The 20174-nt window shown below is 34.6% G+C and carries 14 protein-coding genes; 11 read left to right on the forward strand and 3 right to left on the reverse strand.

Annotation, left to right across the window (positions count from 1 at the left end; all coding sequences use genetic code 11):
- Window positions 1–22: 22 nt before the first annotated feature.
- Window positions 23–2398, forward strand: a complete 2376-nt coding sequence (locus tag OGZ34_RS09830) for a TonB-dependent receptor (protein ID WP_263362916.1) — start codon at window positions 23–25, stop codon at window positions 2396–2398.
- Between the two features lie 87 nt (window positions 2399–2485).
- Here OGZ34_RS09830 and OGZ34_RS09835 read toward each other — a convergent pair whose 3' ends face one another.
- Together OGZ34_RS09835 and OGZ34_RS09840 are read right to left on the reverse strand one after the other, a co-directional pair.
- Window positions 2486–3496 carry an OmpA family protein gene (locus OGZ34_RS09835; RefSeq protein WP_173964690.1) on the reverse strand — a complete coding sequence of 337 codons (1011 nt, stop codon included), beginning with the start codon at window positions 3494–3496 and terminating at the stop codon, window positions 2486–2488.
- A 202-nt stretch (window positions 3497–3698) separates the two neighbouring features.
- Window positions 3699–4355, reverse strand: coding sequence for a ribonuclease HII (locus tag OGZ34_RS09840; RefSeq protein ID WP_173964691.1), 657 nt, complete (start codon window positions 4353–4355; stop codon window positions 3699–3701).
- 389 nt (window positions 4356–4744) lie between these two features.
- Between OGZ34_RS09840 and OGZ34_RS09845 the strand changes: the two genes are divergently transcribed.
- The 7 genes from OGZ34_RS09845 to OGZ34_RS09875 all read left to right on the forward strand — a co-directional run bounded on the left by OGZ34_RS09845 (window position 4745) and on the right by OGZ34_RS09875 (window position 15224).
- Window positions 4745–7849: a SusC/RagA family TonB-linked outer membrane protein gene (locus OGZ34_RS09845; protein ID WP_173964692.1), complete on the forward strand. Its 3105-nt coding sequence runs from the start codon at window positions 4745–4747 to the stop codon at window positions 7847–7849.
- Between the two features lie 8 nt (window positions 7850–7857).
- Window positions 7858–9462, forward strand: coding sequence for a RagB/SusD family nutrient uptake outer membrane protein (locus OGZ34_RS09850; RefSeq protein WP_173964693.1), 1605 nt, complete (start codon window positions 7858–7860; stop codon window positions 9460–9462).
- A gap of 177 nt (window positions 9463–9639) precedes the next feature.
- Complete coding sequence (locus OGZ34_RS09855; protein ID WP_263362917.1) at window positions 9640–11610, forward strand: putative porin; 1971 nt, start codon at window positions 9640–9642, stop codon at window positions 11608–11610.
- Window positions 11611–11660: 50 nt separating this feature from the next.
- The gene (locus tag OGZ34_RS09860) at window positions 11661–13022 is read left to right on the forward strand and encodes a pyridoxal-phosphate dependent enzyme (RefSeq protein ID WP_173964695.1); all 1362 of its coding nucleotides are present in this window, start codon (window positions 11661–11663) and stop codon (window positions 13020–13022) included.
- Window positions 13023–13106: 84 nt separating this feature from the next.
- On the forward strand, window positions 13107–13589 hold the full coding sequence (locus tag OGZ34_RS09865) for a 3'-5' exonuclease (protein ID WP_173964696.1): 483 nt from the start codon (window positions 13107–13109) through the stop codon (window positions 13587–13589).
- A gap of 77 nt (window positions 13590–13666) precedes the next feature.
- Window positions 13667–14944, forward strand: a complete 1278-nt coding sequence (locus OGZ34_RS09870; RefSeq protein ID WP_263362918.1) for a DUF2851 family protein — start codon at window positions 13667–13669, stop codon at window positions 14942–14944.
- A gap of 52 nt (window positions 14945–14996) precedes the next feature.
- Entirely contained in the window at window positions 14997–15224 is a 228-nt protein-coding gene (locus OGZ34_RS09875; RefSeq protein ID WP_007810860.1) for a PspC family transcriptional regulator, read from the forward strand.
- Window positions 15225–15278: 54 nt separating this feature from the next.
- On the opposite strand, the gene OGZ34_RS09880 is transcribed toward OGZ34_RS09875, so the two are convergent.
- A complete protein-coding gene (locus OGZ34_RS09880; protein ID WP_173964698.1) occupies window positions 15279–16748 on the reverse strand; it encodes an APC family permease in 1470 nt (489 codons plus the stop codon).
- Window positions 16749–17021: 273 nt separating this feature from the next.
- On the opposite strand from OGZ34_RS09880, the gene OGZ34_RS09885 reads away from it, so the two are divergent.
- The 3 genes from OGZ34_RS09885 to rpsU all read left to right on the forward strand — a co-directional run bounded on the left by OGZ34_RS09885 (window position 17022) and on the right by rpsU (window position 20067).
- Window positions 17022–17909 carry a ComEA family DNA-binding protein gene (locus OGZ34_RS09885; protein WP_263362919.1) on the forward strand — a complete coding sequence of 296 codons (888 nt, stop codon included), beginning with the start codon at window positions 17022–17024 and terminating at the stop codon, window positions 17907–17909.
- A 17-nt stretch (window positions 17910–17926) separates the two neighbouring features.
- Entirely contained in the window at window positions 17927–19069 is a 1143-nt protein-coding gene (locus tag OGZ34_RS09890) for an acyl-CoA dehydrogenase family protein (RefSeq protein WP_263362920.1), read from the forward strand.
- 803 nt (window positions 19070–19872) lie between these two features.
- Window positions 19873–20067, forward strand: coding sequence for a 30S ribosomal protein S21 (rpsU, locus tag OGZ34_RS09895; RefSeq protein ID WP_035684969.1), 195 nt, complete (start codon window positions 19873–19875; stop codon window positions 20065–20067).
- Window positions 20068–20174: the final 107 nt, after the last annotated feature.

The following is a 20174-nucleotide window of genomic DNA, read 5'->3' on the forward strand; positions in this document are numbered from 1 at the left end:
ATAACTGTAAAGCAAAATAAAAATGAAAAGAATATTCTTGATTATTATAGGTTTTTTTGGGCTGATAACCTATGCTCAAACGGGAACTGTAAAAGGAAAAATCATTGATAAACAATCCGAGAAACCACTTATTGGAGTTGTTATTTTATTGATAGGTGATGAGAAGAAAAACGCCATTTCAGATGCTGATGGTAATTTTAAACTGGCCAATGTACCGCTGGGTCGACAGAGTCTTAGTTTTAGTTTTCAGGGCTATGAAAACACATCGGTTTCTGATCTTGATATTACCACAGGAAAAGATAATTTGTTAACGGTTTCGATGGTCGAAAAGTTCAATACACTTGACGAAATTATTGTGTCCTCAGGTTCTAATAAAGCCAAACCGCTTAACAAAATGGCATTAGTATCAACCAAACAATTTACTACGGAAGAAGTCAATCGATATGCAGGAGGAAGGAGTGATGTGGCTCGTTTGGTTTCTAATTTTGCCGGAGTTTCTACCGGAGATGACAGCCGCAACGATATTGTTGTAAGAGGGAATTCGCCGTCTGGAATGTTGTGGAGAATAGAAGGAATGCCAGTTCCGAGTCCCAATCACTTTTCGACATTGGGAACTACAGGAGGGCCAATTTCGGCTTTGAATCCAAATCTTTTGGCCAATTCTGATTTTTTAACTTCAGCCTTTCCAGCGGAGTATGGAAATGCAATTGGAGGTGTTTTTGATCTGAGTTTCCGAAAAGGAAATCCCGATGATTACGAATACATGCTGAGTGCCGGTGCTTATCCGGGAGTCGAATTTATGGCAGAAGGACCGCTTGGTAAAAAAGGAGGTTCGTTTGTAGCGGCTGCAAGATATGGCTTTGTCGGGGTTCTGGGAATAGCGGGTACAGATGCACAGCCCAATTATAGAGATATCAGTTTTAATATTGATTTAGGAAAAAGTAAAGCAGGCAATTTCTCTCTTTTTGGAATCTACGGAACGTCGGATATTGATTTTCTGGGAGATAAAATAGACAAAGAAGACCCTTTTGCAGCCCAGGATGAGGATGCTTACGTAAAATCGGGATTTGCTTCGTTTGGTTTGAAGCACAATCTGGACATTGGAACAAAATCGTATTTGAAAACCATTGTCGGTTTTTCAAATTCAAATAACTCCTACGAGAATTTCCGTTATTATAACTTCAACACTGCCGCAGAAAACCGTTTGTCTTTTACAGATATTAATAATAATGAAAACAGAGTGACATTCTCGACTTTATTCAATTCTAAAATCAATAAAAAGACAACTTTCAGGGCGGGTTTGCTTTTTGAGAATTATACACTTGATGCTAAAATGTCTTCGCGTGACCGACAGCAGGACAACGATGGTGATGGTTACCCGGATTTTGTTCAGCTGATAAACAACAGTGGGAATTACAATGTTATTCAGCCGTTTGCTCAGGGGCAATTTCGTCTGACGGAGAAGCTAACTTTTAATGCCGGTATTCATGGGCAGTATTTTTCTATAAATAAGGAGTTTGCTTTTGAGCCTAGGGCTGCTCTGGCCTATGCGTTAAATCAAAGGAACACGATTAGTTTTGGTTATGGTCTGCACCATCAAGGTGTTCCGGCTCCGATACTATTTCTGAATGAATTTGTAAATGGAACTCAGGTTCAGACCAACAAGAATCTGGATTTAGTTCAAAGTCAGCATTATGTTTTGGGCTATGATGTGCGGTTGGCCAGAAAATGGAGGGGAAAAGTAGAGCTTTATTATCAGGATATCAGCAAGGCAGGAGTGCAGCCTTTTCCAAGCAGTTATTCGACCTTAACAGAAGGAGCCGATTTTAGTTATTCTATTGATAAAACGTCTTTGGTAAGTAAGGGAAGCGGATACAATCAGGGTATTGAATTTACCGTCGAAAAATTCTTTAGTGAAGGCTATTATGCTTTGTTTACCACCTCGCTTTTTGAAAGTAAATATAAAGGAAGTGATGGTATAGAACGAAACTCACCTTTTAATAACGGATACATTATTAATTTGTTAGGAGGGAAAGAATTTAGAATAGGGAAGGCAAAGAAAAATGTTTTTTCGATTGATACCAAATTCACAACTGCTGGAGGGCGTTATTATACACCGGTAGATTTGGTCGCTTCAAACAATGCCGGTTATGAAATTAGAGATGATGCAAATGCCTTTAGCAAACAGTATGATCCTTATTTAAGGTTGGATGTTAAATTCGGAATTAAATTTAATAGCAAAAGAAAGAAAAGGTTTCATCAGTTTTATATAGACCTTCAAAATGTGACCAACCATACCAATATTTTTACGAAGGAATACAATCGATTAACGAATAGTGTCAATCAGAAAGATCAAATTGGTTTTTCACCTGATTTTGGATATAAATTTCAATTTTAGTTTTTTACATAGAAGAAAACAACAAATGAAAACAATAAAAGGATCTTCCGTTTTCATTTGTTGTATTAAGGCCTTCGAGAATGGGTATTACAATTTTACAATTTCTACCCTGCGATTTTTTGCTTTGTTCTCTTCACTAGTATTATCGGCAATAGGTTTATCGGAGCCCCAACCTTTTGTTTGTAATCTGGATGCATTTATCCCCTTGGAGATTAAGGCCGTTTTTACAGCACTTGCTCTTTCTTCAGAAAGTTTTTTATTCTGCGCCGCAAGACCAGTATTATCGGTATGACCTTCAATGGTAATTTTAAGGCTGCTATTAGCAGTTAGTAATTTTTGAATTTCATCAATTATAGGCGAAGATTCTGTTTTTATAGTAGCTTTATTGGTGTCGAAATTAATGTACAGTGCGATGTGGCCTTTAGAATCGAGCTCTTTCTTCATTTCATCTGCTTTGGTAAGCGAAGCTGTCATTTTAAAAGGTTTTGTTTCCAGAATCATCCATCCTGCAGAAACAGCATCGTCACCAGGAGTAAGTTGAACCCAGATATTTCTATCCGGACGGCGAATAAGATAGGTTGTTGTAATGGCATTACCCATAAAGCCATAACCATTCATGTATTTGATACGGTTGTTCTCCGGAATCGTATAAGAGGAATCTGAATGAACTTTCATTTCAGATATTTTTACACCATCAATGCTTTTAATTAATTCCTCTAAATTTTTTGCTACTTCAAGATCACTATATGATTTTCCTTCTTTTGCAGTAATCCTGGCATAGAATATTTTTCCTTCTGGTTTTTCAAAATGGTCTTTCACCCAAAAATAAGCAACGTCATAATCAGCTGTATTATTCTTTGGAGTGCCTTCGTAATTTTCGGGTAGGTTAAAGTAAGGAAAAGCGCCAAGAGGTTTGTCCGAAACGGGGATAGCATTAATCTCGAATTTTTTAACTGAAGTCTCTGTTGGGGGAGTTTCAGTAGCTGGGGTTGATACAAGAGAATCTGTGTTATCTGTCACATCATTCTGCTTTTTGTTGGAATTGCATGCCAGGGTGATGCATGCAATTAGAAATAATGTTAAAAATTTGATTTTCATGTAGTTAGTTTTGTGTTGAAAATCAAAGATAGCAAAGCGAAGAGATTTTAACAAAAAAAAGAATCAGTTTAATGGAGTTTTTTTTGAATGTAATGTTTTGAAAAAGTGATTGTTAGTGTTGATTTTATCTTTGCGTTTTTGTGAGATTTAGTATAGATTTACTTTATACGAAACGACATTTAGCTGAAGTAATTCACTTTCTTTAAAATAACTCCAACTGAGTAGGCAGTAATTTAAAGGACATTCTATGGTATTTTGTAGTACCGTACTTTTTAATGGCTTCACGATGTTCTTTTGTTGGGTAGCCTTTATTTTTTTTCCAATTGTACATTGGAAATTCTTCGTGAATCTGATCCATATATTCGTCACGATAGGTTTTGGCAAGAACCGAAGCAGCAGCAATACTTAAAAACTTAGCATCACCTTTTATAATACTTTGATTCGGGATTGATTTTAGCAATTCGATTTCAGTTGTAGTAAATTGTTTCCCAACAGTATTCTTTAGACCCAGCTTTGCATTTAGCGATCGGTTTCCATCAACAATAATAAACTCAGGTTCAGGATTTAATTTTAAAACACATTCCTGCATTCCTTTCATTGAAGCATTCAGGATATTTATTTCGTCAATTTCATCAGGGAATAAATGTGTAACGGCAAAACAGATGGCATGTTCTTCTATAATAGGTTTTAGCAGAGATCTTGCTTTTTCAGACAATTGTTTACTGTCGTTTAGAGTTTGATTTTCAAAATCAGCAGGTAAAATTACGGCTGCTGCAGTTACGGGTCCAGCCAAACATCCCCGACCAGCTTCGTCAGTTCCGGTTTCTAAAAGATGTCCTGAGTAATTTTTTTGAAGCATTTTCTGTTTTTTTATATTCAAAGTCAAAAATATTGTAATTTTTTTTAATAGCGTTTAAAATCTCTTCTTTAATAATAGCCTGGATTTGCGAAAAAAAAGAAAAAAAGATGCAATTTAAAAGATGTTCGCAAAAGCAGATCTTATTTTTTTAACAGGTTTGCTTTTTATGAGGATTAAGTGTTAAAAGGGTGTTAAGTGTTAAAATTACATAAATTTATGTTTTTAGTAAAAAAATAAGGAATATTGCTACTAAAAAGAATGGAATCTAAACGAATTATGATGGATGTTGATAGATGTTTAGGAATTTAGACTAAAATTAAGTTAAAAAATTTTGGAGTTTTAAGAAATAATTAAGATGTTTGCGCCATACTAATTCAAAATAAATTAAAATGAAATTAAAATTTAAATGGATTTTTACGCTGGTTGTGGCGTTATCTATGCAGTTTTCTTTTGCTCAGGAGAGAACTGTGACTGGAAAGGTCTCTGATAAAACAGGGGTTATTCCGGGAGTAAATGTTCTTGTGAAAGGATCTAAAGTAAGCACTCAAACTGATTTTGACGGAAGTTATTCCATAAAAGCAAAGACAGGTGATGTGTTAGTTTTTTCATATGTAGGTATGAATAACAAACAAGCAACTGTTGGTTCTTCAAATTCAGTTAATGTTGTATTGGAGTCAGAGGCTCAATTAATGAATGAGGTTGTAGTTGTAGGTTACGGTGTACAGAAAAGAAAAGAAGTAACCGGTTCTATCTCTAAAATTGCAGGAAGCGACATTTCTAATCTTGTAACTCCAAGTGTTGAAGGACTTTTGGCAGGTAGAGCGACGGGAGTTCAGGTATTAAACAATACCGGACTTATTGGTGCTGCGCCAAAAATTAGAATTAGAGGTATCGGATCTATTTCTGGTAGTACAGAGCCATTAATTGTTGTTGATGGTATTCCAATTTATTCTGGTGATATCGGAGGGGTTTCTTCTACAAATGGTTTAGCAGATATCAATCCGGATGATATAGAATCTTTTGATATTTTAAAAGATGGTGCTGCAACTGCTATCTATGGATCAAGAGCAGCAAATGGAGTTGTTTTGATTACGACTAAAAGCGGAAAGAAAGGTAGTCTAAAAGTTTCTTATTCAAGTGTTTTTGGTGTTGCTAGTGCTGCTAAAAAATATGATTTGTTAGAGACTCCTGATTTTCTGGTTATTTCTAATGAAAAAAGAACCAATAGAGGTCAGGCTCCTTGGGCAGTTGGAAATACTTACAATACAGATTGGCAAGGTGCTGTGTTAAGAAATGCACCTCAAATGACGCATAATCTTAATTTCAGTGGAGGTTCTGATAAAACAAAGTACTATTTATCTTTAGGGCTTACTGATTTAGATGGTATCAATTTATCTAATAGTATGAAAAAGTATTCGATTAGAGCTAATATTGATCAGGATGTCAACAAATGGTTTAGTTTTGGTACAAATTTTAATGTAAACAGAACGGAGTATAAAGGATTGAATAGTGCCGCAAGCAGTTTGTCAGGTAACTTTTTTAATACGATCAGACAGTTGCCAAATACACCTATTTATGATGTCCTTGATCCAACAGGATACAATCTTTCGTCAAATAATGCAACCGTTGGGCAGTGGGATAATTTAGCTCCGGTAGGAGATAATATTACCAATATTATTTATGCATTGGATCATAATAAATATGAATCAACAACAACGAGAATAATTGCAAGTGTTTTTGCAAATGCAAAGATTACTTCTGATTTAAGCTATAAATTGCAGGTAAGTGCGGATAATGCATCAACAGATGGTTACCGATACTGGAATCCTGTGCACGGAGACGGACGTTCATCAAATGGTAGTGTATATCAGGACAATACGAATCTTATGAGATGGAACTGGCAGAATATTTTGAACTACAAGCACACTTTTGCTGAAGATCATAATCTTGGAGTAACAGGTGTTGCTGAATATCAAAAATCCAAAACAAAGATTTTTTGGGGGTCAGGAAGTGATATTATAAGTGATTTCTTTGATAAAAATTTAGTAAGTAATACTTATAATACAAGAGATTCTGGTGGTGGTGTTACCGAAAAAGGTATTATGTCTTATTTAGGGCGTGTTACTTATAACTACAAAGAGAAATATTTTATTCAGGGATCCCTTAGACGTGACGGAATTTCTCAGTTTGAAAAAAATGTTAGGTACCATAATTTCCCTGGAGTTTCTGCAGGTTGGACCGTATCTAAAGAAAGTTTCATGGAAGGAATTAGCAATACAGTTTCTGATTTGAAATTTAGAGGTTCTTATTCTCAGGTTGGTAATGTTGAGGTTTTGGATGGAGCTTCTTATCCTTCAAAAGATCTTACAATTGGTTCTCCATATGGTTCTTCTAATGGTATTGGTTACTGGCAATTTGGGAATCCTTTATTAGAATGGGAAACTTCAACTAAAGTTGATTTTGGTGTAGATTTAGGATTGCTTAACAATCGTTTGACATTAAGCTTCGATTATTTTAAAAATAATATCGACAATTTAGTTTTGGCGGCACCACAACCTCCATCCATTGGTATTCCTAATAATACGGTCAATCAAAATGTTGGTAAAATGTACAATCAGGGATATGAGTTTGCTGCTACATTTAAGGCAATTAATAATGCAAACTTTAAATGGGATATCTCTTCTAATTTAACGCTTGCTAAGAATAAAGTTACGGCATTGTATCAAGGACAACCAATCATAGGGGGGTCATCTACAGATACAAGCATTGCTCCAAATATCATTATTCAGCAAGGAGAATCAGTTAACTCTTTATATGGATTTAAATATTGGGGAGTTAATAAAGCAAACGGTAACCCGGTGTATTACAAAGCAGACGGTAGTTTAGTACAAGGAAACTTGCCAGCTGTTACCTATTCTGTTTTTGATCCAAATAATCCGGCAGCGGCAGGTGCAGCAGCATCATTGACTAGTTCTGATAGAACTATTTTGGGGAACACGTTGCCAACTTATTACGGATCTGTTAGTTCTACGATGAAGTATAAAAATCTTGATTTTGGTTTTATGTTCAGATTTAGTGGAGGGAATAAAATTTTTAATTCCACTAGAAGAGAGTTGATGAACCAAAACTTTAACAACAACGGAACAGAAATTTTAGGAAGATGGCAAAGTGTTGACAATCCGGGAGACGGATGGACACCAAGATTATATGCAGGTACAAATACTTCAACAAATCTTAGTGGAAGCGCAAGTACCCGTTTTGTTGAAAAAGGCGATTTTATTTCACTTGATAATATTAGTATTGGTTACACACTGCCTAAAATGTTGCTAGATAAAATTAAGGTAGATAACTTCAGGCTATTTGTTCAAGCGCAAAATATTTGGCTGATTTCAGATTACAAAGGTTTGAATCCTGAGATGGAAACATCTGGAGTAGATATTAATGGAACACCACGTTCAAAAGTGATCTCAGTTGGATTAAATGTAAGTTTATAATAAGTACTATGAAAAATATAATAAAAACAATTTTACTTTCTGTAGCTGTACTCGGGATGAGTTCATGTACAGAAGACAAGATATTGGATTTAAAACCAGTAAATAATATTCTAAGTCCGGATGCTTTTACAACACCAACTTTGATAGAGAGTTATATGAACGGTGTTTATAATGCGGCAGCTATTGGTCAATATAACGCTACTACTGCAAATGGTGGTAGAGGATATGTTTGGGGAGCTGCGTATGTAGAGCAAGGAGAAACAAGAGGTGAAGATGTTGTTAATATGGCAACATTTTATGATTTGACATACAGTACAACCTATGATCCAACTAGTGCTAACAATGTTTATTACTGGGTTGATGGTTACAGATTAATCAACAGATGTAATTTGATGATTGAAGGTACGACAGATGCTGTTGCAAAAGGTATCATCACCAAAGCGGCTGGAGATAATTATATCGGTCAGTGTAAATTTTTAAGAGCAATTACACATTTAGAATTACTAACTTATTTTGCGAAACCTTATTTTGACACTCCTGGTGCAACTCATGCAGGTATTCCTTACAGAGAAGTTGGAGTTAATACACAAGCTGAAATTGACTCAGAAACAGTAAAACCTAGAAATACAGTTGCTGATTGTTATGCAAAAGTTTTGACTGATTTAAATGCTGCAGAAACTTTAATTACTACAGGTAGTTCAAGCGGATTTGCATCAAGAGTTGTTGGTAAAGCTTCTAAATGGGCTGCAATTGCGTTCAAAACCAGACTTTATCTTCAAAAAAGAGATTGGGCAAATGTAATTGTTGAAGGTAGTAAGTTAAATGGGGTTTTTGCATTGACAGCTGATCCTTACGCACCGTTTCAGAATACTGCGGCTGCTAGTACTAGTAACTCGGAGTCTATTTTTTCTATTCAGCATGCTGCTACATCTAATCCTGGTGTAAATGCTGCATTAGCCAGTATGTTAAGAGACAGGGCACTGGTTTGTATTAGTCCTATTTTATGGAGAGATACTAAATGGTGGTTGACAGATGATAAACGAAGAGAAGAAGGGAAGTTTATTTACACTGCGGCAGGAATTAAATATACTAATAAGTACACAGATGTTACAAATCGTACAGATGCTGCACCAGTTATCAGATATGCTGAGGTAGTGTTGAATATGGCTGAAGCTCAGGCACGTTTATCAAATTTACCAGCAGCTCTAACTTTGTTGAACTCTGTAAGAAACAGATCGTTGGCTAATCCTGTAGCAACTCCAGGGAACCCTGTGGGGCAGGCTTATACAGCTGCTTCTTTTCCTACTGTTCCTACTATGGTTGAGGCTATTCTAAAAGAAAGAAGAATTGAATTTTTACAGGAAGGTCGCAGATGGACTGACATTCACAGATTGACGGCAGATCCAATAGCATCTGTTGCAACTAACGGAATTCCTGCTAAGGTAGCTAGTGCTGTCTCACCTCCTGCTGCTGCATTTGTTTTGGGTAATAGTTTTGTTATTACAACCCCAGTTGCTGCTATACCTGCATCTGACTTTAGATTTTTATGGCCAATACCACAAATTGAAATGAATACTAATCCGGGATTAGGTCAAAATCCAGGATGGAATTAAGATAAATATTTTGATTTTTTTTGAAAGCCCTCAATCATTCATTTGATTGGGGGTTTTTGTTTCAACAGTTTGGCTTGAAAAAGAATCCAGATCACAATGATTTGTTTTTTTATACGTTTTTATCTTTTACCTTTGCCTGATAAATTTTGTCGTAATAATTACCTATAAAACCATCAAATGAGAATATTCATTTTTCTATATCTTTTAGTTGTACCAACTTTAGTATTTTCTCAGGAAAAAACTACATCTAAAAATAACTTAGACATGAACACCAAATATTCAAGTATAACTGATACGGTAAAAAAGAAAAAAGCCAAGATTGCTACCATAGATCAATATCAGATTATCACATTGGAGCACGATACCACCTATGTAGATACCTCGCTAACCTTGAAAAGTGCCTACAAACAAAATCATCTTAGAAAAGACGATTTCGGGCTTTTGGCTTTCTCAAACATCGGACAAACTTTTAATACGCTGCAATACAGTTTAACTAATTTTTCTCCTTATCCCGAAATTGGTTTTAGCGGTAAACATTTTAATTACATGGAAGCCGATCAGATTCGTTATTATTCGGCGGCAACTCCTTTTACCGAGTTGTTTTTTAATACCACTATCAATAAAGGTCAGAACGTAGACTCCTTTATTACGTTAAACACCTCAAAAAATCTTAACTTTTCTATTGCTTACAAAGGTTTACGCTCAGAAGGAGATTATATAAACCAATTGGTAAGTGCAGGAAATTTCAGATTCACCACCAGTTATGCCACAACAGATAAAAGGTATGCGATAAATGCGCACTATACGTATCAGGACATTTCAAATGAAGAGAATGGCGGGATTACAACACCTACAGATTTTGAAAGTGATAATAAAGATTATAAAAATCGTCAAAGATTACAGGTTTACCTTACAGATGCCAAGTCGTTTTTGAAAGGAAGACGCCTGTTTTTTGATCATGCGTTCAGAGTAAATCCCAAGAACGGAAGTAACAATTTATATGTAACACATCAGTTTAATTACGAAAATAAACTTTTTGAATATAATCAGGCAACACTAGCTTCAAATATTGGTAATGGGACGGCGTTTCAACGCTTTGGAGATTCGTATGTTACAAGTGGTATCAACGATAAAACGAAATACGAAAGGCTCTACAATAAGGCAGGACTTGCTTACGAAAACTCTCTTTTAGGAAAATTTAATTTTTTTGTAGACGATTACCGATCCAATTATGAATACGGTAGAATTATCATAGGGAAAGACAAAAAAGTTATACCGGATAATTTATTTCTACAAATTAACAATTTCGGAGGTCAGTACGAATACCAAAAAAATAAATGGAACGGTCATTTTCTGTATTCAAGATCGATTACAAATCAGTCGCTTTCTAACTTAGATGCGAAACTGAGATACGATATGAATGATAAAATTCAGTTTGATTTCAGATATCGTAACATCAATAAATTGCCAAACAACAATTTCAATTTATACCAAAGCAGTTACACAGAGTACAACTGGTCGAATAATTTTAAAAATGAAAAAATTAACTCGCTTAGCGCCAATGTGTCAACACCTTGGTTAAATGCAGAAGTTCAGTATACCGTTTTAAACGATCATCTTTATTTTAGAGATAAATCTTCTGATGCTCAGGCTACTGCACATATTCAAATTATTGAGCCGGCTCAATATGGTAATGCGATTAATTATCTGGAAATTAAAGCAAGCCGTGAATTTAAATTTGGCCGATTTGCCTTAGACAATACACTTTTATACCAAAAGGTTGGTCAGTCAGATTTGATTCTTAATGTACCTGATTTTGTGACTAGAAATACCTTCTATTATTCAGGTTACTTTTTTAAGAAAGCATTGTACATGCAATCTGGAGTTGTATTTAATTACTTTACAAAATATTACGGAAATGACTATAACCCGGTTGTAGGAGAATTTTTTGTTCAGAATGATAAAAAGATTGGCGGTTATCCGTTATTCGATCTTTTTCTAAACGCCAGAATTCGTCAGACCCGCTTTTATTTTAAAGCAGAGCACATAAACGCTTTATTCTCAAAAAGCGATTATTATTCGGCACCTAATAATCCCTATCGTGATTTTGTGATCCGATTTGGTCTGGTTTGGAATTTCTTCCAATAAGATTAGGAGCTTCATATTTTTAAAAACCAAATATTAAAAATCAAATAGAAATGGACTTTTCAAAAAACATTTTAGAAACAATAGGTAATACACCATTGGTAAAACTCAACAAAATTGTTGCTGAAATAGATGCGCTGGTATTGGCAAAAGTCGAAACTTTTAATCCTGGAAATTCTGTTAAAGACAGAATGGCTGTGAAAATGATTGAAGATGCAGAAGCAGATGGCCGATTAAAACCAGGAGGAACCATTATTGAAGGTACTTCAGGAAACACAGGGATGGGATTGGCACTTGTGGCGATCATTAAAGGCTACAAACTGATTTGTGTAATATCTGACAAACAGTCTAAAGAGAAAATGGATATCTTACGTGCAGTAGGAGCTAAAGTGGTAGTATGTCCTACCGATGTGGAGCCTACTGATCCACGTTCTTACTACTCGGTTTCAAAACGTCTGGCTAGTGAAACGCCAAACTCATGGTATGTGAATCAATACGATAACATGTCTAATTCGTTGGCACATTATGAGCAAACCGGACCGGAAATATGGAAACAGACTGATGGAAAGATTACTCATTTCGTAGTTGGAGTAGGAACAGGAGGAACAATCTCAGGAGTTGGAAGATACCTGAAAGAAAAAAATCCGAACATTAAGATTTGGGGAATTGACACTTATGGTTCTGTTTTTAAAAAATATCATGAAACTGGAATTTTTGACGAAAATGAAATCTATTCGTACATCACAGAAGGAATTGGAGAAGACATTTTACCTAAAAATGTTGATTTCTCTTTAATTGACGGATTCACTAAAGTAACAGATAAAGATGCAGCTGTTTATACTAGAAAAATTGCTTTAGAAGAAGCTATTTTTGTTGGAAATTCTGCCGGAGCTTGTATAAAAGGATTGTTACAGCTAAAGGAACATTTCAAGCCGGATGATGTAGTTGTGGTGTTGTTTCACGATTCAGGAAGCCGTTACGTAGGTAAAATGTTTAACGACGATTGGATGCGCGAACGTGGTTTCCTGGAAGAAAATGTAACCAAAGCCGAGGATGTTATTAAAGACCATATCGATAAACAATTAATTGTTGTTCGTACCGAAGAATTGGTTTCTCATGCAATCGAACGTATGCGTAAATATAAAATTTCACAAATCCCGGTGGTTGATATCAACGGATTTGTGGGTTCTGTTGACGAAACAGATTTATTTAGAAGCTATGTTGCTGATAAAAACGTCGCCGAAAAACCGATTAAAGATGTAATGGGGAAACCTTTTCCAATTGTTAAATTAGGTACCCCAATCGAAGAGGTGTCTAAGTTATTCACCAAGGAAAATGATGCTGTTTTAGTAGATCTTGAAAACGGGAATCATCATATTATTACAAAGTATGATATTATAGGATCAATAAAATAAGACAATTTTTAATAAATTTATAAATCCATAAATCTAATTTGAAACGATTAGATTTATGGATTTTTTGAATAAATAGATTTGAATATGAACTTTACCGCCATAGATTTTGAAACCGCAACCAGTTATCATCCGTGTTCCGTTGGGATTGTGACTGTAGAAAATGGAATAATTGTAGACGAATTTGTTACTTTGATAAAACCGCCAAACAATCAATACAATCCCTTTACAATTCAGGTTCATGGGATATATCCACGAGATACTGTTAATGCAAAATCGTTTAAACAAGTCTATCCGGAAATAGAAAAGAGATTAAAAAATAGGGTTATTGTGGCACATAATGAAAGTTTTGATCGCAATGTACTTATGAAATCAATGGCGCTTTACGAACTGAATTACGAAGATTTGAATATTGCTGCTAAATGGGAGTGCACCGTTAAAATTTATAAGGCAAAAGGCTTCAAACCTACTAAACTTAGTGATTGTTGCCGCGAAATGAAAATTCAGCTAAATCATCACGAAGCATTATCAGATGCGCGTGCGTGTGCCAGATTGTATCTGCTAAAATAAAAATTTTATTTTGTAAGATTATTATTAGTTTTTTTGTTAATTTTAGGGCTTTGCAAATCATTACTATAAGCCTAAATATGAAAGAAGATTTTCTTCACTACCTCTGGAGATTCAAAAAATTTGAAACTCTAAATTTAAGAACTACTCAAAAGGAGCTGCTCACTATTATTAAAACGGGTGATTATACGGAGCTTTCGGGTCCGGATTTTTTTAATGCACAAATTATAATTGGCAATCAAAAATGGGCTGGTAATATCGAAATACATCTAAAATCTTCAGATTGGTATGTACATGGTCACGAAAAGGATACTGCTTATGACAATGTAATTTTACATGTGGTTTGGGAGCACGACACAGAAATTTTTGGAAAAAGCAATATGGAGATTCCGGTTTTAGTTTTAAGAGATTATACGGCTACGGAGACACTTTCAAATTATAACGCACTACTAACACCAAAATCATGGATATTCTGCGAAAAAAATATAGCTGAAATTGACAAGTTTGTTTTTATAAACTGGCAGGAAAGATTGTTTTTTGAACGTTTAGAGCGTAAATCAACATTCATTTATGATTTGCTTAAGGAAAGCCAACAAGACTGGGAGGCGGTTTTATTTTCATTATTAGCGAAGAATTTCGGATTAAACACCAATGGGAATTCTTTTCTACAAATGGCAAAATCTCTTCCTTTTTCAGTGATCAGAAAGGAAAGCTTTGAAGTAGAAAATTTGGAAGGGTTGTTTTTTGGAACAGTTGGATTATTAGATTCTGAAAAAGAAGATGTCTATTTTACCGACTTAAAAATCAGATACTATTATCTACTAAACAAATATCAGATTAAGAAGAGTTGTGTTGATCCCGTTCAGTTTTTTAAGCATCGTCCCGATAATTTCCCGACCATTCGACTCTCACAGTTAGCTGATTTATACCGGAAGCAAAATCTGTTTTCAAAAATAATTTCTCTAAAATCTGTTGAAGAAGTACGTCAACTGCTCATTGTTTCAGCAAGTCCATATTGGCAAAATCATTATCAGTTTGATAAAGAAAGTACGAGGAAACCAAAGGCTCTGTCTCATGCATTTATAGATCTGCTCATCATAAATACAATCATTCCACTTCAGTTTGCCTATGCAGGTATCAGAGATGAATCTATTTCTGAAGATTTAATTGCTTTTATGAATCAGGTAGCTCCGGAGAGCAATGCTGTTATCGATAAATTTGAGTTTTTCGGAATAAAGGCCAAAAATGCTTTTGAGACCCAGGCACTTTTAGAACTTAAAAAAGAATATTGCAACCAAAAAGGTTGCTTAGGATGTGCATTAGGAATAGCATTGCTTAAGAATAATGAGGTAATGTGATAATTTTGTACTTTTGTAGAAATAGACAAATCTACAATCTAAAATCAATAAAATGTCAGCTATTTTAAAATTAAAGTTCTTTTTTGAAAAATATGGATTTCATGTATCTTCAAGATTGGCAGATAAACTGGGGATGCGTGTTACAAGTGTAAGATTGTTTTTTATTTATATCTCGTTTGTTACGGCCGGTTTAGGTTTTGGAGTTTATTTAACCCTTGCCTTTTGGATTCGGTTAAAAGATTTGATCAGGGCAAAACGAACTTCTGTTTTTGATTTATAAAAAAAGCTCCAAATATTTAAAATTTGGAGCTTTTTTAGTTTTATAGAATGACGTTTATTCGTTTTCTGTATTGTTGTTGAGTCTTGATCTTTTTTTACTGTATCCAAAATAAACCAGTATACCAATAGCTAACCATCCTAGTGAAAGAAATTGAGCATCGTGGCTTAAATTGATCATTAAATAGGTGTTGATTGCAATACCTAAAACGGCAATAACTGGTAGGGCAGGAACCTTGAAAGTTCTCGTTAATCCAGGTTGTTTTACCCTTAAAATCCAAACTGCAATACAAACCATTGTAAAGGCAAATAAAGTTCCAAAACTGGTCATATCGGCTAATTTGTTGATTGGAGTAAAAGCAGCAACTGTAGCGATAATACCACCTAAAATTATTAAGTTAGTTTTTGGAGTTCCTGAAAGTGGATTTACTTTAGAGAATACAGAAGGAATTAATCCATCTTTAGACATACCAAGGAAAATTCTTGATTGTCCCATAATCATAACCATTAATACTGAAACAAGACCTACTGTTGCGGCAATAGTAATTATAAGACCAGCCCATCCTTGTCCGGCAATATCAAATGCATATGCAACAGGAGCTTTAATAGCATCAGGATATTTTCCTAGTGGGTTAAAATCTTTATAATTCATCATACCCGTTAGTACTAAAGAAACAAGTATATATAAAGTAGTACAGATTAATAACGAAGCAATAATAGCAAACGGAACATCCTTTTTAGGGTTAACCGCTTCTCCTGCCTGAGTAGAAACAGCATCGAAACCAACGTAAGCAAAGAAAATTGCAGCGGCTCCGGATACAATTCCTCCAATTCCGTAAGCGTTGTGAGTAGTTTCTTTTTCAATAATTTGAGTAGCTGCTGGAATAAATGGAGTCCAGTTAGCCGTATTAATAAAGAAAAGACCGGCAATAATTACAAATATTACAGCAGAAACTTTTAGGATAACAATAAAATTGTTTGCTTTTGCGGCACTTTTTGTTCCTTTAATAAGTATGGAAATAACCAAAATGACAATTAAAAAAGCCGGTAAGTTCATAGAAAAACCTTCTCCGGTGTAACTGGCAGGATCTGTTGTCAGCCATTCAGGTAAATGGATATGAAACATTTTGAGTAGTTTATTGAAATATCCGGACCAGGAGACGGCGACCGTCATGGATCCCATTGCATATTCGAGAATAAGTCCCCAACCGATAATCCAGGCAAAAATTTCTCCAATTGTTCCATATGCATAAGCATAAGCAGAACCTTCAACAGGTAAAATAGAGGCAAACTCAGAATAACAAAGAGCTGCAAAAACACAGGCAATCCCTGCAATGATGAAAGAAACAGCTAACGCTGGACCTGCATGGTAATATGCTCCGGTACCTGTAAGTACAAAAATTCCTCCACCAATAATGGCACCAACACCAATAGCTGTAAGGCTCCATTTTCCTAAAACTCTTTTTAAATCACTTTTTTTCATATCGGCCTCAAAGGCAGATATAGGTTTAACTCTCCAAATTGACATATATTATATTGGTTTATTTGTTACTAAGCTCCAAATGTATCGTTTTTTGTAAAAAATAAAAACAATTATCTCGTTTTTAGTTGTAAAATATTAAATATTTTGACAAAACATCCGTTGATTGATCTTTAAATACTGAGATTCATTAAATTAATTGGGGATAAATAAGGAAATGTGTAATTTTTTAAAACGCAATATTTTTACTAATTTTCTTAATAAATTATAGGTTTTTCTTTATTTTAGTGCTTTACTTAATGAAGAGAAATTTTGAATAAAATGAATTTAAAAGATTTTGCAACCTATTTTAGGTTTACAAATGAACAGCGCAAAGGAATTTTTGTGCTTTTTGCAATAATAATTGTGTTGCAGACCGTTTATTTTTTTGTTGATTTTAGTATGTCTGATAAAACCTTTGCTGAAGAAGGACAGTGGATGTCTTTGCAATCCGGAATCGATTCTTTAAAACTTTCAAAGTCTGGTGAAAAAAGAAAAATATATGCTTTTAATCCAAATTTCATTACCGACTATAAGGGATATAAATTAGGGATGTCTGTTCAGGAGATTGATCGTCTGTTGGCTTTTAGAAAAGAGAACAAATATGTGAATTCTGCGATAGAGTTTCAGGAGGTCACAAAAATTTCAGATTCCTTGCTGCATGTGATTTCTCCTTTTTTTAAATTTCCGGATTGGGTTGGAAATAAATCAAACCATAAAATGGAAAGAAAAGAGTTTGTACGGGAACCTGTTTCTAAAAAAGAAAAAATAATAGTTGAGGATATCAATACAGCGACTCAGGAAGATTTGGTTAAGATTTATGGTATTGGTGAAGCTTTGTCTTTACGTATATTAAAACAAAGAGAGATTTTGGGGTGTTTTGTTTCGATGGAACAAATGAATGAGGTTTGGGGATTATCGCCTGAGGTAGTTAATGAACTAGGTATTCATTTTAAAGCAGTAATCCCGTCTTCTTTAAAAAAAGTACCTATAAATGATGCGTCTTTAAAAGAATTGGCAAAGTTTCCTTATTTCCGATATGCGTTAGCTAAAGAGATTGTGACGTATCGAAGTATGAATGGAAATATTAATAATATTGAGGATTTGTCAAAAATTAAAGATTTTCCTATTGAAAAAGCAAAAATAATTAGTTTATATTTGGAGTTCTAAAAAAAAACAGAATTACAATGAATTTTGAATATAACGAAACGCAGTTGATGATTGCGCAGTCAATAAAAGATTTTGCCGAGAAAAATATCAGACCCAATATTATGGAATGGGATGAATCTCAGATTTTTCCGGTTTCCCTGTTTAAACAACTGGGAGAAATGGGGTATATGGGAGTTTTAGTTCCTGAAGAATACGGAGGTTCCGGATTAGGATACCATGAGTATATTACCGTTGTTGAGGAAATTTCAAAAGTTGATCCTTCAATTGGTTTGTCTGTTGCGGCCCATAATTCTTTATGTACCAATCATATTTTGACTTTTGGAAATGAAGAACAAAAGAAAAAATGGTTGCCGAAACTAGCTACGGCTGAATTTATTGGAGCTTGGGGATTGACAGAGCATAATACCGGATCGGATGCAGGAGGAATGAATACAACAGCCATTAGAGACGGCGATGAGTGGGTTGTAAATGGAGCTAAGAACTTCATTACGCACGCTATTTCAGGTGATATTGCCGTAGTAATTGTTCGTACCGGTGAAAAAGGTGATTCAAAAGGAATGACAGCTTTTGTTTTTGAGAAAGGAATGAAAGGATTTAGCTCCGGAAAAAAAGAAAATAAACTTGGAATGCGTGCCAGTGAAACGGCTGAATTAGTTTTTGATAGTTGTCGTGTTCCGGATGCTAATAGACTAGGAGAAGTAGGGCAGGGATTTGTTCAGGCCATGAAAATATTAGATGGAGGACGAATTTCAATTGGAGCCTTATCTTTAGGAATTGCAAAAGGAGCTTATGAAGCAGCTTTGAAATATTCAAAAGAAAGATACCAGTTTGGTCAGCCTATTAGTAATTTTCAGGGAATATCCTTTAAGCTGGCAGATATGGCTACTGAAATTGAAGCGTCGGAATTACTGTTGCATAAAGCTGCTTTCTTAAAACAACAACATAAACCGGTTACAACACTTGGAGCTATGGCTAAGATGTATGCTTCAGAAGCTTGTGTGAAGATCGCCAATGAGGCTGTTCAGATTCATGGAGGTTATGGGTATACAAAAGATTTTCCGGTAGAGAAGTTTTATAGAGACTCTAAATTGTGTACTATTGGGGAAGGAACGACTGAAATTCAAAAAGTGGTTATTTCAAGAAGTTTGTTGAAAGAGTAAAGAATATAGAATATAGAATATAGAATATAGAATATAGAATATAGAATATAGAATATAGAATATAGAGTGTATAGTATTGAAGTCTTTATTCTATATTCTATTTTCTAAAAAAATCACGGGATGAAGAATGCAGGGTACGTAGTATTGAAGTCTTTATTCTTTACTCTATATTCTATTTTCTAAAAAAAAATCACGGGATGAAGAATGCAGGGGACATAGTATTGAAGTCTTTATTCTTTACTCTATATTCTATTTTCTAAAAAAAATCACGGGATGAAGAATGCAGGGTACGTAGTATTGAAGTCTTTATTCTTTACTCTATATTCTATTTTCTAAAAAAAAAAATCACGGGACGAAGAATGCAGGGGACATAGTATTGAAGTCTTTATTCTTTACTCTATATTCTATTTTCTAAAAAAAATCACGTGATGAAGAATGCAGGGTACGCAGTATTGGAGTCTATATTCTTTGCTCTATATTCTATTTTCTAAAAATAAATCACTGGATGAAGAATGCAGGGTACGTAGTATTGGAGTCTATATTCTTTGCTCTATATTCTATTTTCTAAAAAAAAAAATCACGGGATGAAGAATGCAGGGTACGTAGTATTGAAGTCTTTATTCTTTACTCTATATTCTATTTTCTAAAAAAAAAATCACGGGATGAAGAATGCAGGATACGTAGTATTGAAGTCTTTATTCTTTGCTCTAAACTCTATTTTCTAAAAAAAATAACAATTTATAACTCATAACTCATAATTAATACATACTTTTGCAGCCTTAACGAGAGGAGGTGTCAATATTATGTTAATTATACCAATTAAAGACGGAGAAAATATCGATAGAGCATTAAAGCGCTATAAAAGAAAATTTGATAAAACAGGAACTGTTCGTCAATTAAGAGCGCGTACTGCTTTTATTAAGCCTTCTGTAATCAAAAGAGCTCAAATTCAAAAAGCGGCTTACATCCAAAACTTGAGAGATAGTTTGGAGAGTTAGTAGTAGCTTTGCAAAAATAATTACCGTTAGTCATCAGAAAATTATAACTTTGATGCTAACGGTTTTTTTTGTGTTTAATTTTTACCTTTTTGTGTCTGGTTTTGCAG

It is taken from the genome of Flavobacterium collinsii, from assembly GCF_946903285.1.
Classification (GTDB): domain Bacteria; phylum Bacteroidota; class Bacteroidia; order Flavobacteriales; family Flavobacteriaceae; genus Flavobacterium; species Flavobacterium collinsii.